Annotated in this window: 15 protein-coding genes; 8 read left to right on the top strand and 7 right to left on the bottom strand. The window is 71.7% G+C overall.

The genetic code is table 11. The annotated features are described in order from the left end of the window. Positions 1–77: 77 nt before the first annotated feature. The 4 genes from ligD to hemC all read left to right on the top strand — a co-directional run bounded on the left by ligD (position 78) and on the right by hemC (position 4,099). Complete coding sequence (ligD, locus tag ACIBK5_RS33920) at positions 78–1,058, top strand: non-homologous end-joining DNA ligase (RefSeq protein ID WP_399025669.1); 981 nt, start codon at positions 78–80, stop codon at positions 1,056–1,058. A 142-nt stretch (positions 1,059–1,200) separates the two neighbouring features. Further along, positions 1,201–1,974, top strand: coding sequence for an NPP1 family protein (locus ACIBK5_RS33915; RefSeq protein WP_399025667.1), 774 nt, complete (start codon positions 1,201–1,203; stop codon positions 1,972–1,974). A gap of 98 nt (positions 1,975–2,072) precedes the next feature. Continuing rightward, the gene (locus ACIBK5_RS33910; protein ID WP_399025665.1) at positions 2,073–3,095 is read left to right on the top strand and encodes a questin oxidase family protein; all 1,023 of its coding nucleotides are present in this window, start codon (positions 2,073–2,075) and stop codon (positions 3,093–3,095) included. A gap of 68 nt (positions 3,096–3,163) precedes the next feature. Then, positions 3,164–4,099, top strand: coding sequence for a hydroxymethylbilane synthase (gene hemC, locus ACIBK5_RS33905; protein ID WP_215123976.1), 936 nt, complete (start codon positions 3,164–3,166; stop codon positions 4,097–4,099). Positions 4,100–4,127: 28 nt separating this feature from the next. On the opposite strand, the gene ACIBK5_RS33900 is transcribed toward hemC, so the two are convergent. The 4 genes from ACIBK5_RS33900 to ACIBK5_RS33885 form a co-directional block, all read right to left on the bottom strand. Further along, positions 4,128–4,649, bottom strand: coding sequence for a hypothetical protein (locus ACIBK5_RS33900; RefSeq protein ID WP_215123975.1), 522 nt, complete (start codon positions 4,647–4,649; stop codon positions 4,128–4,130). Between the two features lie 191 nt (positions 4,650–4,840). Next, positions 4,841–5,701: an ABC transporter permease gene (locus tag ACIBK5_RS33895; RefSeq protein ID WP_399025662.1), complete on the bottom strand. Its 861-nt coding sequence runs from the start codon at positions 5,699–5,701 to the stop codon at positions 4,841–4,843. After that, positions 5,661–6,518: an ABC transporter ATP-binding protein gene (locus ACIBK5_RS33890; RefSeq protein WP_399025661.1), complete on the bottom strand. Its 858-nt coding sequence runs from the start codon at positions 6,516–6,518 to the stop codon at positions 5,661–5,663. The genes ACIBK5_RS33895 and ACIBK5_RS33890 overlap by 41 nt, the downstream gene beginning before the upstream one ends. After that, positions 6,515–6,970: a MarR family winged helix-turn-helix transcriptional regulator gene (locus ACIBK5_RS33885; RefSeq protein ID WP_399025660.1), complete on the bottom strand. Its 456-nt coding sequence runs from the start codon at positions 6,968–6,970 to the stop codon at positions 6,515–6,517. Before ACIBK5_RS33885 ends, ACIBK5_RS33890 begins: the two co-directional genes overlap by 4 nt. A gap of 248 nt (positions 6,971–7,218) precedes the next feature. On the opposite strand from ACIBK5_RS33885, the gene ACIBK5_RS33880 reads away from it, so the two are divergent. Beyond that, the gene (locus tag ACIBK5_RS33880; protein ID WP_328336187.1) at positions 7,219–8,010 is read left to right on the top strand and encodes an RNA polymerase sigma factor SigF; all 792 of its coding nucleotides are present in this window, start codon (positions 7,219–7,221) and stop codon (positions 8,008–8,010) included. A 20-nt stretch (positions 8,011–8,030) separates the two neighbouring features. On the opposite strand, the gene ACIBK5_RS33875 is transcribed toward ACIBK5_RS33880, so the two are convergent. Continuing rightward, positions 8,031–8,351, bottom strand: a complete 321-nt coding sequence (locus ACIBK5_RS33875; protein WP_399025657.1) for an ANTAR domain-containing protein — start codon at positions 8,349–8,351, stop codon at positions 8,031–8,033. A gap of 251 nt (positions 8,352–8,602) precedes the next feature. Here ACIBK5_RS33875 and ACIBK5_RS33870 point away from each other — a divergent pair, with 251 nt between their 5' ends. Continuing rightward, positions 8,603–9,406 (top strand): VOC family protein, encoded by an 804-nt coding sequence (locus ACIBK5_RS33870; protein ID WP_399025656.1) that lies wholly within the window; start codon positions 8,603–8,605, stop codon positions 9,404–9,406. A gap of 6 nt (positions 9,407–9,412) precedes the next feature. On the opposite strand, the gene glgX is transcribed toward ACIBK5_RS33870, so the two are convergent. Then, positions 9,413–11,557, bottom strand: a complete 2,145-nt coding sequence (gene glgX, locus ACIBK5_RS33865; RefSeq protein WP_399025654.1) for a glycogen debranching protein GlgX — start codon at positions 11,555–11,557, stop codon at positions 9,413–9,415. After that, on the bottom strand, positions 11,554–12,066 hold the full coding sequence (locus ACIBK5_RS33860) for a pep a2 (protein ID WP_399025653.1): 513 nt from the start codon (positions 12,064–12,066) through the stop codon (positions 11,554–11,556). Before ACIBK5_RS33860 ends, glgX begins: the two co-directional genes overlap by 4 nt. A gap of 365 nt (positions 12,067–12,431) precedes the next feature. Between ACIBK5_RS33860 and ACIBK5_RS33855 the strand changes: the two genes are divergently transcribed. Both ACIBK5_RS33855 and ACIBK5_RS33850 read left to right on the top strand, forming a co-directional pair. Beyond that, a complete protein-coding gene (locus ACIBK5_RS33855) occupies positions 12,432–12,755 on the top strand; it encodes a DUF5133 domain-containing protein (protein ID WP_382589715.1) in 324 nt (107 codons plus the stop codon). A 75-nt stretch (positions 12,756–12,830) separates the two neighbouring features. Beyond that, the coding region (locus ACIBK5_RS33850) for a maltotransferase domain-containing protein (RefSeq protein WP_399025651.1) at positions 12,831–13,443 on the top strand (613 nt) is incomplete at its 3' end.

Genomic DNA, 13,443 nt, shown 5'->3' with positions numbered 1-13,443 from the left:
CCGGGCATCGACGCCGTTCAGGCGAAAGACGCGGCAAACGCGCGTGACCGCACTCCGGTACGTCCACACCTCAACCCGTGGACCTGCCGCTGATCCCGCCCATGCTCGCCACGCCCGGCACCCTGCCGTCCGCCGCGCAGGACGCGCGCTGGGCCTATGAGACCAAGCAGGACGGCCAGCGCGTGGTGGCCTATCTCCCCGGGGACGGCAGCGTGCTGCTGCGGGCCCGGTCCGGGGAGGACATCACGGCCGCGTACCCCGAACTGCGGCCGCTGGGCACCGCCCTCGGGCCCACGCCCGCCGTGCTGGACGGGGAGATCCTGGCCCTGGACGAACAGGGCCGTGCGAACTTCCAGTTGCTCCAGTCCCGTATGGGCCTGGCCCACGCGCCGGCCAGGGCGGCGCGGCGGGCGGCGGAGGTCCCGGTCCATCTCGTGCTGTTCGATCTGATGCACTTGGACACCCACTCGCTGATCCGGCTCCCCTACGCGCGACGTCGCTCGGCGCTGGAGGACCTCGGGCTGGCCGGGCCCGCCTGGTCGACCCCGGCCGCCCTGGTCGGCCACGGCGCCGAGGCCCTGGCCGCCACCCGCGCGCACGGTCTGGAGGGCCTGGTCTGCAAACGGCTGGACTCGGTGTACGAACCGGGGACGCGCTCCCGGGCCTGGATCAAGATCCGGAACATGCGCACCGAGGACGTCCTGGTCGGCGGCTGGCAGCCCGGCAAGGGACGACTCACCGGACTGCCGGGCGCGGTGCTGGTCGGGCAGCGCGCCGCCGGACGGCTGCGCTATGTCGGGAGCGTGGGCACCGGCTGGAGCGAGGCCGAACGGACGGAACTCGCCGGGCTGCTGCGGGCCGCCGCGAGCGATGTCTGCCCCTTCGACCCGGCCCCACGCGCTCCGGGCGCGCACTGGGTCGTCCCCCGACTGGTCGGCGAGGTCCGCTACAGCACCCGCACCCGGGAGGGCCTGTTGCGGCAGCCGTCCTGGCTGCGGCTCCGGCCGGACCTCGCGCCCGGGGAGGCGGCGGCCGACATCCCGGACGACTTGGTCTGAAGCGGCACCCGGGCGCCGACTGTTGGGCAGTGATTCACTCCTCGGATCCCCACCACTCTTGGCATGAACGCGTTCACCGTGGAAGCTGAACCTCCCTTTCCCCCACAGCCGTTGGGCTGCGCCCGGACATGAGGAGGACGCAGTGTCGTCACGCCCGTTCGCACACCGCAGGAGATGGTTCACCGGACTGGCCGGTGCCGCCGCCCTCGTCCTCGCCTTCCCCGCCACGGCCTTCGCCGCGCCGCCGAGGGCGCTGCCCGCCAACGCGGAGTCGCTGGAACAGACGTACCAGCCCGCCTACGACTACGACACCGACGGCTGTTACTCCACGCCCGCCATCGGCGCGGACGGCACGGTCAACGGCGGGCTCAACCCGACCGGCGCCCTCAACGGCGACTGCCGTGACGCCTCGGACCTCGACAACACCAACGGCTACTCGCGCTCCAAGTGCAACAACGGCTGGTGCGCCATCCTGTACGCCCTCTACTTCGAGAAGGACCAGGCCGTCGCCGGGAGCGGCATCGGCGGCCACCGGCACGACTTCGAGCACGTCGCGGTGTTCGTGCAGGACAACCAGGTCAAGTATGTGTCGACGTCCGCCCACGGCTCGTTCGACGTGCACGCGGCGTCCGCGGTCCGTTTCGACGGCACGCACGCGAAGATCGTGTATCACAAGGACGGCGTCAGCACGCACTGCTTCCGCCTGGCCAACTCCAACGACGAGCCGCCGGAGAACCACAAGGGCACCTGGCAGTACCCGCCGCTGGTCGGCTGGAACGGCTACCCGGCGGGCGTGCGCGACAAGCTCTCCGCGTACAACTTCGGCAGCGCCAATTTCGGCCTCAAGGACGCCAACTTCGCCAACCACCTGGCCTCGGCCAAGCCCTCCGGCATCGCGTTCGACCCCTACGCCTGATCTCGCCCGGTCCGCCGGGGGGCCTAGGCCCCCCGGCGGGTCCGGCTTCCGCCCCGCGTCCGATCCGCCGGCGCGGGGCAGCCGCATAGCGTCCCGCCATGGACACCCACGACACGACCGGGACCCTCGAGGAAGCTCTCGAACGGCTCCACGGCTCGGGCCCGGAGCGGCTCGGCAGACTCACCAACCACGCCCCCATGGTCGTGGAGGCGCTCACCGCGCACGGCCGGCCGGGTGCCGTGCACCGCTGGCTGGATCTGTACCGGCACAAGCTGGAGGACTTCCCCGCACCCCTCGCCCCCGTGACCGACGCCAACTGGCGGGAGGCCCTGGGTGATCCGCGCCGGGCCGCCGACTGGATCGCCCACTTCACCCGCGCGCTCGCCGAGCGTCCGTGGCGGGACGTCCTCGCCGTGTGGTGGCCGCGGCTGCTGCCCGGCATGTACGGCGGCTCCACTCATCCCGTGATCCGCGTCGGGCATGCCGTACGCGCCCTGGAGGCCGGCGGGAACGCGCCGCGGCTCGCCGAACTCGCGCACGGCCTGGGCTACTGGGCGGCCCGGCACCGCCCCGTCTCCGGCATCGCACCCCTGCCCGCCGACCCGGACGCGGCGCGGTCCCTGGGCGCCGTGCCCCCGATCGACGATCCCCGAGGCGGATTCCCCGACCGGCTGACTGCCGTACGGCGACTGCCGCTGTGGGCGGGCGACGTGACCGATCCGGACACGGCCCGGGCCCGTCTCACCGAGCTGGTGCGGGCCGCGACCCACCGGTACGCCACCCACGGGCACGGCGAGGAGACCATGCTGGTGCACGCGGCGACGGCGCCCAACGCCGTACTGCGCTCTCTCCCCTCCCTCCCGCGTGAGCTGTGGGCACCGAGCCTGCACGCGGCGTGGACGGCGTCGGCGGCGGTCACCGCCATGTACGCCCCCGCCGAGCCCGTCGCCGCCGTCCCCGCACCGGGCCGCACGGCGGAGGAGGTGCTGGAAGCGGCCCTCGCCCATGGCGACGAGCACGTCATCAAGCTCACCGACACCGCTCTCGACGTCGGCGACGAGCGGGCCCTCGCCGCGGCCCTGCGCGCGGTCGAACTGAGCGAGCCGCTCGTCCCGAACTGACGCGCGATGCCGGGCGGTCGGGGGAGGTACGGCACGAACGCATCCCCGGGAGGGTCTATCGTGTCCGCATGTCCGTCCCCGAACTGATCCGCATCGTCTCCCGCGACTCGCCCATGGCGCTCGCCCAAGTGGAGCGTGTCCGGGCCGAGTTGGCCGCCGCCCACCCCGGAGTGCGCACCGAGGTCGTGCCGGTGAAGACCACCGGCGACAAGTGGATGGGCGATCTGTCCCAGGTCGAGGGCAAGGGCGCGTTCACCAAGGAGGTCGACGCGGCACTGCTGGCCGGGGAGGCCGATCTCGCCGTGCACTGTATGAAGGACGTGCCCGCCGACCGGCCGCTCCCCGCGGGCACCGTGTTCGCCGCGTTCCTCAAGCGGGACGACATCCGGGACGCCCTGATCCACCCCGGCGGGCTCACCCTGGACGAACTGCCGGCCGGTACCCGGATCGGCACCTCCTCGGTCCGCAGGGTCGCACAGCTGGCCGCCACGCATCCGCACCTGGAGTGCGTGCCGTTCCGCGGCAACGCCAACCGTCGCCTGGCGAAGCTCGCCGCCGGAGAGGCCGACGCGCTGCTGCTCGCGGTGTCGGGCCTGGAGCGCATCGGCCGCGAGGACGTGATCAGCGAGATCCTGTCCACCGAGGCGATGATGCCGCCCATCGGCGCGGGCGTGCTGGCGCTCCAGTGCCGCGAGGGCGACGCGGACCTCATCGACGCGGTGAGCGGCCTCGGCGACCCGGACACCTACCGGGAGACGACCGCCGAGCGCATGTTCCTGCATGTGCTGCAGGGGCACTGCAACAGCCCGATCGCCGGGTTCGCACGGGTGGACCGCAGTGGTGAACTGTCCCTGCGGGCCTGCGTGTTCACCCCGGACGGCAAGACGCGGCTGAACGCCCACGAGTGGGCGGGCCGGCTCGACCCGGCCACGCTCGGCACCTCGGTCGCCGTGGCCCTGCTGCGCCAGGGCGCCCGCGAGATCATCGACGGCATCCCGCACTGACCGGCGGAATTGCGGCGCTCACGCCGGATCAGGCGGTGCCTTCCTCCGCCTGGTCCCGCAGGAACACGCTCACCTGGTGCGCCAGGCTGTCCCGCACCGCGCCCTGCTGGGTCCCCGCGGGCCCCTCGTGGACACCGATGCCGCCCGACCACAGCCGGCGCTCGGTCCACTCCTCCTCGACGCGCAGCTGGACCTGGACGTCCACCAGGCTCAGGGACGCCTCGGTGCCGGCCGCGTACAGCACGGCGGTGGCCCGGCGCAGCGGATAGACGTCGAAGCCCTCGATGAACTGCGAGTTGCGCCAGTCGAGGAAGGCACTCTCCCCGTCCGGGCCGATCCGTACGTCGATCTGACCGTCCTCGAGGTGGACACCGAGGTGCCGGCGGCCGCGGTTCTCGACCGTCACGCGGAGGCAGAAGTACGTCAGCCCGTCGGCGGCGTCGTCACGGCCGCGGGGCGGCTCGGCCGGTTCCAGACGGTGGACGCGGACCCGCAGACCGGCATGCTCGTCGTACTCCTGCCAGTCCCCGACCACGTTCGGCTCGTACACGGTGCCCCTCTCGACCTCTGGAAGCTGCTTCCTATCTGTGGTCTCAGCGCACTGTCAAATGAGCAGAATGCGCTGTGGCCAGGCAGTTCACCCCATTTGATCGGCGATCAAGCCGTGCCCAGCGGTTATCCGGAAACAGTTGGAGAAAGCGGTTGCCGAGGCGTGCCGCACATCACTTTCCCGAGTGAAGATCAACGGGCCAGCCGACCGAGCAGGGCCGATGCCGCGGTGACCCCGAGCGCGGCGGCGACGAGCAGCACCGCGAAATCGGCCGCCAGCTGGTGGGGTGTGCCGAGGAGGAGGCCGCGCAGGGCGTCCACCTCGTAGCTGAGCGGGTTGGCCTTGCTGACGGCCTGGAGCCAGCCCGGCATCACGGACACCGGGTACAGGGCGTTGGAGCCGAAGAACAGCGGCATGGTGATCGCCTGCCCGAAGCCCATGAGGCGGTCACGGCTCAGGACGATGCCGGCGATGGTCATCGACAGGCAGGAGAAGAAGGCCGAGCCGAGGACGACGATCGCGGCGACGGCGAGCAGTTCGATCGGGTTCCAGGTCAGCGCCACACCGAGCAGGGCCGCGATGAGCAGCACGACGACCGCCTGGACCAGCGACTTCACACCCGCCGCGAAGGCCTTCCCGGTGATCAGCGCGGATCGCGGAGTCGGCGTGACGAGGAGCTTGTTGAGGATTCCGGCGTCGCGCTCCCAGATGATCTGGATGCCGTAGAAGATGGCGATGAACATCGCGGACTGGGCGATGATGCCGGGCGCCAGGTAGTCGACGTAGGGGATGCCGCCGGTGGGGATCGCCCTGACGCGGGTGAAGGTCTGACCGAAGATCAGCAGCCAGAGGGCCGGCTGGACGGCCCGGGTGTACAGCTCGGTGCGGTCGTGGCGCAGCTTCTGCAGTTCGACCGCGCACATCGCGCCGACACGGGCGGGCAGCAGCCGCCATCCCGCGCGGGGCCGCGGGGGTTTCAGCAGCAGTGCGACGGCGTCGTCACGGACGGGGTCAGCCGACCCGGCGGGCGGTGCGGCGGGTGCTTCGGACATCGCGGAAATCTCCTGCCTCGTCGTCGAGACCACTGCCGGCCACGTCACGGAAGACGTCCTCCAGCGTGGGGAGCGCATCCGGGGCCCTGCCCGCGGCGCGGCGGCGCGCGCCGAGCGCTTCCCTGAGCTCGGCCGGGGTGCCGAGGGCCCGGATCCGGCCGCGGTGCATCAGGGCCACCCGGTCGCAGTACTGGTCGGCCTCGTCCATGTGGTGGGTGGTCACGAGCACGGTCATGCCGGTGGCCGCGCGGACGGCACCGATGTGCTCCCACACGCCGGTGCGGGCGATCGGGTCGAGGCCGATGGTGGGCTCGTCGAGGATCAGCAGGCGCGGGGCGCTGACCAGGGCCTGCGCGAGTTCGAGCCGGCGGACCATGCCGCCGGAGTATGTGGCGGCCAGCCGGTCGGCGGCGTCGGCGAGGCCGACGGCCGTCAGGGCCTGGCCCACGCGTTCGGCACGTTCCCGGCGCGGTACGTCGAAGACGCGGGCGAACAGGGCGACGTTCTCCCGGCCGGAGAGACCGGCGTCCGCTGACAGTTGCTGCGGTACGTAGCCGAGCAGACGGCGTACGGCCATGCGGTCCTGGGCGATGTCGTGGCCGAAGACGCGGACCATCCCGGCGGGGACCGGCAGCAGGGTGGTGACGCAGCGGATGGCCGTGGTCTTGCCGGCGCCGTTGGGGCCGAGCAGCCCGAAGACCTCGCCCCGCCGGACCGTGAGATCGAGCCCGTCCACGGCGTTGGTGTCGCCGAAGGCGTAGGCGAGCCCGGTGCAGGTGACGGCGTCGTCCTGGGGCGGTGCAGTGTCCCGGGTCATGACTCCTCGGCCTCCTCGTGCAGGGTGTCGGCCAGCTTGCGCAGGGCCGGGATCGCGGCGTGCAGTGCCTGGCGGTCCGGCTCGTCGAGGCGGGACACATGGCGTCGTACGAGGGCGGCGCGGCGCCTGCGCCATGCGTCGAGCCGGGTCCGTGCGGCGGGGGTGGGCAGCAGCCGGGCGGCCCGCCGGTCGGCCGGGTCGGTCTCGCGGACCAGATAGCCCGCCCCTGCCAGCCGATTGACGAGGGTCGACACCGAATTGGCCGCCAGACCCAGGTCGTTGGCGGCGTCGGAGACGCCGATCCCGGGCCGTGTCACGACCAGCCGCAGCAGTTCCGCCTCGGCGCCGCGCAGCCGCGGGTCGGGCATGTCCCTCCGCAGACGCCGTCGGATCAGCCGCTGGACCCCGACGAGCGCGTCGGCCAGCTCGTCGGGGAAGGTCTCGGGCTCCATGCGGCCGAGATTAGTTCTGTAGCAGAGCTAATCGATCCAAGGAGAGGTCAAGAGAAGTCAAGAAAGGCCAGTGGGCGTATTGTCTGAATTGTTTCGTAATCTTCCCGCCCGGGAATGGGCTGTGAAGTGCTTCGGACAGGAGGCACGTCCGTGGGAGCCGCCCGGGCCCCCGGTGCCTGCCGTGAGGTCCGAGTCCGCGCTTCCCACGGTGTCTGTCCATTCGGCACCTGCTCAGGGAGGTGCGCACCATGCGTATCGCCGGCAGCACCAGAACGCACCCCCACGACGACGCCCCCGACACCGCCGCGGCGTTCGAACGTCTCGCGCGGCTGTCCGAGGGACCCGAGCGCAAGGCCCTGCGCGACGAGCTGGTCGAGGCCTGGCTGCCCATGGCCGAGCGGATCGCCGTCCGTTTCCGCGGCCGGGGCGAGGCCCTGGAGGACCTGTACCAGGTGGCCGCCCTCGGTCTCGTCAAGGCCGTCGACCACTACGACCCGGCGCGCGGCAACGCCTTCGAGGCGTACGCCGTGCCGACGGTCACCGGCGAGATCAAGCGCCACTTCCGTGACCACATGTGGACGCTGCACGTGCCGCGCCGGGTGCAGGACCTGCGCAACCGGGTGCGGCACGCCGCCAAGGAGCTGTCGCAGACCACCCCCGGCCGCTCCCCCACGGTCGCCGAGATCGCCGAGTACGCCCACCTCACCGAGGGCGAGGTACGCACCGGCATGGAGGCCCTCGAGTGCTTCTCCGCGCTGTCGCTGGAGGCGGAGATGCCGGGGACGGACGGCTACGCCCTCGGGGACGCGATCGGCGGGCCGGACCCGGCCTTCGACACCGTCGTCAACCGGGTGGCCGTCCGGCCCTGCCTGGAAGCGCTGCCGGAGCGCGAGCGGATCATCCTCTATCTGCGGTTCTTCAAGGGCATGACGCAGAGCCGCATCGCCGAGCAGCTCGGCATCTCGCAGATGCACGTCTCCCGGCTGCTCAGCAGCTGCTTCGCCCATCTGCGTGAGGAACTGCTGACCGAGACCGGGTGAGCGACGCGGACCGCCGGGGATCACGCCTCCGGCGGTGTTCCCGGGATCTGCGTCGGTCCGGCGCGGTCGAGGGCGTCCTCCAGTGCGGCCCGGATCTCCCCGGGCATCATGCCGGTGCGCCCCCAGACGAGGATCAGTTCCGCGACGTTGCGCAGCTTGATGTTGGTGTGCTGGGAGACCTCCTTCAGTACGGCCCACCCCTGGTCGGGCGAGACCCGGCCGAGCACCACGACCATCCCGATCGCCTGGTCCACGACGGCGTGGGAGACGACCGCCTCCTTCAGCTGCTGGATCTCCTCCTCCAGCGCGAAGATCCGCTCCGAGCCCCCGTCCGTGGGCATGGTCACCTCCGGGTCCGGTGCGCCGCTGTCCGTGTGGCCTCACAGGGTGCTTGAGTGCCTTGACGCAGTGTCCGACCCATCCATCGTCGTCACTCGGCCCGCCCGGTGCCACCGGGGCGGACCAGGCCGGTTCGGGACACCGTTTGTGCGTCGTCGCCGGGGTACTCGGCAGGCGCCCACAGCGGTTCCGGTTGGACACTGGGTGCAATCCTCCGGTGGTTGCCAGGCCGACGAGATCAGGACGCGACACCATGAACCACGACATGCCCGCCCCCTCCGGCACCAAGGACGTCGTCTCATCACACTCCGTGGTCGGCGCGCCCTGCTGGGTGAGCCTGACCAGCCGGGACGTCAAGGCGACGGAGGAGTTCTACAGTGCCGTGCTGGGCTGGCAGTGGCGGCCGGCCAAGCTGGGCGACCGGCACCGGATCGCGCTGGCGGACGGCTCGCCGGTGGCCGGCATCGCGGGCGTGGCGACCATGTGGCAGATGGCAGTGGCGTGGACGCCGTACTTCGCCGTACGCAGCGCCGACGAGGCGGTGGCGCGGGTGCAGGAGCGCATGGGCACGGTAGCGGTCGGGCCGATCTCCCTGCCGCCGGGGCGGGCGGCGCTGCTGGCGGACCGGGACGGGGCGACCTTCGGTATCTGGGAGGGTGACCTGTTCACCGACTGGGAGACCTGGCGCAACGCGCAGCCGGTCTTCATCACGCTGCACACGCGTGACGCCTTCGACGCGGCCATCTTCTACGGCGAGGTCCTCGACTGGGCGACGCAGCGCCCCGGCTGCTGCGAGGTCCACTACGAGGGCGGGGAGGTCGTGCTGCGCAGCCGCGGTGACGTGGTGGCACGGATCGAGTCGGGGGCACTGGAGGCGGCCCCCGACCCCACGATCCGGCCGCACTGGCAGGTCCACTTCACCGTCGACGACGTGGAGGCCTGCGCCCGGACCGCGGAGCTGCACGGCGGCAGCGTGCTGTCCAAGGGCGGCGACGAGGCCGTGCTGCGCGACCACGACGGCGCCCAGTTCACGGTCACCTCGCGCCGCGGCCGCTGAGCAGGCTCAGCCGCTCTTCCGGGACGGCCGGGACAGCAGGACCAGACTGCGCGCTCCGACGGTGAGGCCCGTGCCCGCCTTGTGTTCCGCCTCGTCCGGGGTGCCCCCTGGGTCCGCGGTGTCGATCAGCGCCGTCCAGCGCTCGCCGTAGGCGGCGTCCGGCAGGAGGAAGTCCACCGGCTCCCAGTGGCTGTTGGTCAGCAGCAGGAAGGAGTCGTCGACGACGGGCCTGCCGCGGGGGTCGGGTTCGGCGATGGCGTCGCCGTTGAGGAAGACGCCGACCGAGTGCGCGTCGCCGCGCTGCCAGTCGTCGTCGGCCATCTCCCGGGCGTCGGGCGCCAGCCACACCAGGTCGGGCAGCGGCTGGTCCGCGCGGGTCAGGGTCTCGCCCAGGAAGAAGCGGCGCCGACGCAGCACGGGGTGCCCGGTGCGCAGCCGGATGACGTACCGGGTGAACTCCAGCAGATCGCGCTGCTCCTCGGTGAGCCGCCAGTCGATCCAGGAGATCTCGTTGTCCTGGCAGTAGGCGTTGTTGTTGCCGAGCTGGGTGCGTCCGAGTTCGTCGCCGTGGGAGAGCATCGGGATGCCCTGGGACAGCAGCAGCGTGGCGAGGAGGTTGCGCTGCAGGCGGGTGCGCAGTTCCCGTACGGCCGGGTCGCGGGTGGCGCCCTCGGCGCCGCAGTTCCAGGACCGGTTGGTGCTCTCTCCGTCCTGGTTGTCCTCGCCGTTGGCCTCGTTGTGCTTGTCGTTGTAGGAGACGAGGTCGCGCAGGGTGAAACCGTCGTGCGCGGTGACGAAGTTGACGCTGGCGCGGGGCCGGCGCCTGCTGTGGGCGTAGAGGTCGGAGGACCCGGTCAGCCGGGAGGCGAACTCGCCGAGCGTATGGTCCTCGCCGCGCCAGTAGTCGCGGACGGCGTCGCGGTACATGCCGTTCCACTCCGACCACAGCGGCGGGAAGTTGCCCACCTGGTAGCCGCCCTCGCCGACGTCCCACGGCTCGGCGATCAGCTTGACGCGGCTGATCACCGGGTCCTGCTGGATGAGGTCGAAGAACGCCGACAGCCTGTCCACCTCGTGGAACTGCCGGGCCAGCGTGGCCGCGAGGTCGAAGCGGAAGCCGTCGACGTGCATCTCGGTGACCCAGTACCGCAACGAGTCCATGATCAGCTGGAGCACGTAGGGGTGGCGCATCAGCAGGCTGTTGCCGGTGCCGGTGGTGTCGTAGTAGTGCTCCCAGTCGCCGTCCACCAGGCGGTAGTACGAGCAGTTGTCGATGCCGCGGAACGAGAGGGTGGGGCCCTTCTCGTTGCCCTCGGCGGTGTGGTTGTAGACCACGTCGAGGATCACTTCGAGCCCGGCCGCGTGCAGGGTCCTCACCATCGACTTGAACTCGGCGACCTGCTGGCCGCGGGTGCCGTGCGCGGCGTAGGAGTTGTGCGGGGCGAAGAAGCCGATGGTGTTGTAGCCCCAGTAGTTGGCCAGGCCGCGGCCCTGGAGCACGCCGTCCTGGACGAACTGGTGGACCGGCATCAGCTCCACGGCCGTGACGCCCAGCGAGGTGAGGTGCTCCACGGCCGCGGGGTGTGCCAGTCCGGCGTAGGTGCCGCGGAGCTCGGCGGGCACCCCGGGGTGGGTGCGTGTGAAGCCCTTGACGTGGGTCTCGTAGATCACCGTGTCGGCGTAGGCACGGCTGGGCGGGCGGTCGTCGCCCCAGTCGAAGGCCGGGTCGGTCACCACGCCGAGCATGGTGTGCCCGGCGCTGTCGGCCGGGTCGGGGCCGTCCGGGTCGCGCTCGTGGAGCGAGGGGTGGTTGTCGATCTGCCCGTCCACCGCACGGGCGTACGGGTCGAGGAGCAGCTTCGCCGGGTTGCAGCGGTGGCCGGCGGCCGGCGCCCAGGGGCCGTGCACACGGTAGCCGTAGCGTGTGCCCGGGCCGACGCCGGGAACGTAGCCGTGCCACACGAAGCCGTCGACCTCGGCCAGCGGCACCCGGGTGTGGGTGCCGTCGTCGTCGACGAGGACCAGCTCGACACGCTCGGCGACCTCGCTGAAGAGGGCGAAGTTGGTGCCCTCCCCGTCGTAGGACGCGCCCAGCGGATAGGGGCGCCCGCTCCAGGCGGACGCCCCTCTCCGGTGCTGCCGACGGGTCACCGGGCCTCCTCCAGGACCTCGTCCGGTGTGCCCGCGGGGCCGGCCAGCTGTGCGACGCGCACCTCGCGGGGCACGTCGAGGCCCTCGCTCGCCCGCGGGGCGGGCGCGGTCGGTACCAGCGGGACGCGTTCGCCGGCGCGGGCGCGCTGCGAGAACCAGATGACCTTGCTGCCGGTCTCGGTGGCGCAGCAGCCCCAGCCGTCGCTCATCGCCGCGAGGTGCTCCAGGCAGCCTCGCAGTTCCCGGTCGGGTCGCAGGGCGCGGTCGTTGTCCCCGATGGCGGTGATCAGGTGTTGCCCGTTCCACCACATCTCGATCGAGGTGTTCTTGTCCGTGGCGTGTTCGTCGATGGCCTCGAGCAGCATCTCGGCACCGCCGCAGACGGGCTGGATCAGGTTGTCCAGGTCCCAGAACTTCAGGTGAGCGGCCAGAATGCGGCTGACCTGTCCCACCCGTTCCGGGCTGACTTCCACGTCGAGGTGGTAGTAGCAGGGCACTGCGGTCTTCATCGGTCGGCTCCTCACCGCGAGGCTCAGCTCCTCCTCGCTCCCGCAGTCCTGCGGGACGAGCCCCGAGCACGGAACGTGAGCGTGTATCGCTTCTGAGTCACCCTCAGAGTGAGGGGGCTAGCCCGTTCGTGCAACACGAGCGCACGGCCGGGGCGGTCGGGGCCTGCGACCGAACGGACCTCTACGGCTTGGACGGATCACCCGGACGCGCCACTGGTTGAAGCTCTAACAGGACGTTGCGTGGTCATACATGCACCATGTGTGACAGAACTCGATCGCCGGGACGGGTCCGTGTCGCTGTGCGCGCGGCCGCCGTCCGACCGTCGGGAGACCGTGCCCCTCGAGCCCGAAAGGTGATCGGCGCCATGCTGCTACCCGCCAAAGCCGAAGTCGCCCGGCAGTTGCGGCGTTACCGGGCCTGGGAACGCGTGATGCTCGCGGCACCCAACGACCGCACGGTGCGGACCACGTTCGAGGACTCCGGCTACACGCTCTGCGTGCTGATGGGGAAGCGCTGCGCGCGGGAGGCGGCGGACGCGGCCGAGCGGTATCTGCGCACCAACCAGCTCACGTATCTGCAGGAACAGCAGGTCACCTGTCTGCAGGAACAGAACGAACGGCCCCGTCCGGCCACCGCGGTGCGACGAAGACCGCCGACGGCGGAGCGGCGGTACCCAGCGGGAAGGTAAGGGCCTTCCCGCACATCTTGTCCCCATGAACCGGGCCCTGGGGGCCCGGTTTCGAGCACGGTGGAGGTGAGGACCATGAGTAGGACCCGGGCCATCGGCCGTATCCCGGTACGGGATGTCCGGCCGGCCGTGGAGAGCGGCAACCGGCCGGCGAAGGCGGTCGTGGGAGAGGCGTTCGAGGTCACCGCCACCGTGTTCCGGGAGGGGCACGACGCGGTGGCCGCCAATGTCGTGCTCAAGGACCCCGAGGGCCGCCCCGGGCCGTGGACGCCGATGCGGGAGCTGGCCCCGGGCAGCGACCGCTGGGGCGCCGAGGTCACCGCCGACGCGGTCGGCCGCTGGTCGTACCGGGTGCAGGCCTGGAGCGATCCGGTGGCCACCTGGCGCCGTGCGGCGGGCATCAAGGTGCCGGCCGGCATCGACCCGGGCCTGGTCCTGGAGGAGGGCGCCGAACTCCACGAGCGCGCGGCGGCGGGCGTACCGAAGAACGACGGCCGCGGCGTACTGCTGGGCGCGGCGGAGACGCTGCGCGACGACTCACTGCCTCCTCCGGAGCGGCTTGCGGCGGCGTTGACGCCGGAGGTGGAGGAGGCGCTGGCCCGGCATCCGCTGCGGGACCTGGTCACCACCTCCGAGCCGCTGCCGCTCCTCGTCGAGCGGGAGCGGGCCCTGTACGGCTCCTGGTACG

Origin of the sequence: Streptomyces sp. NPDC050546, assembly GCF_044457425.1 — a bacterium.
GTDB lineage: Bacteria > Actinomycetota > Actinomycetes > Streptomycetales > Streptomycetaceae > Streptomyces.
This window is presented reverse-complemented; position numbering and strand designations above follow the sequence as displayed.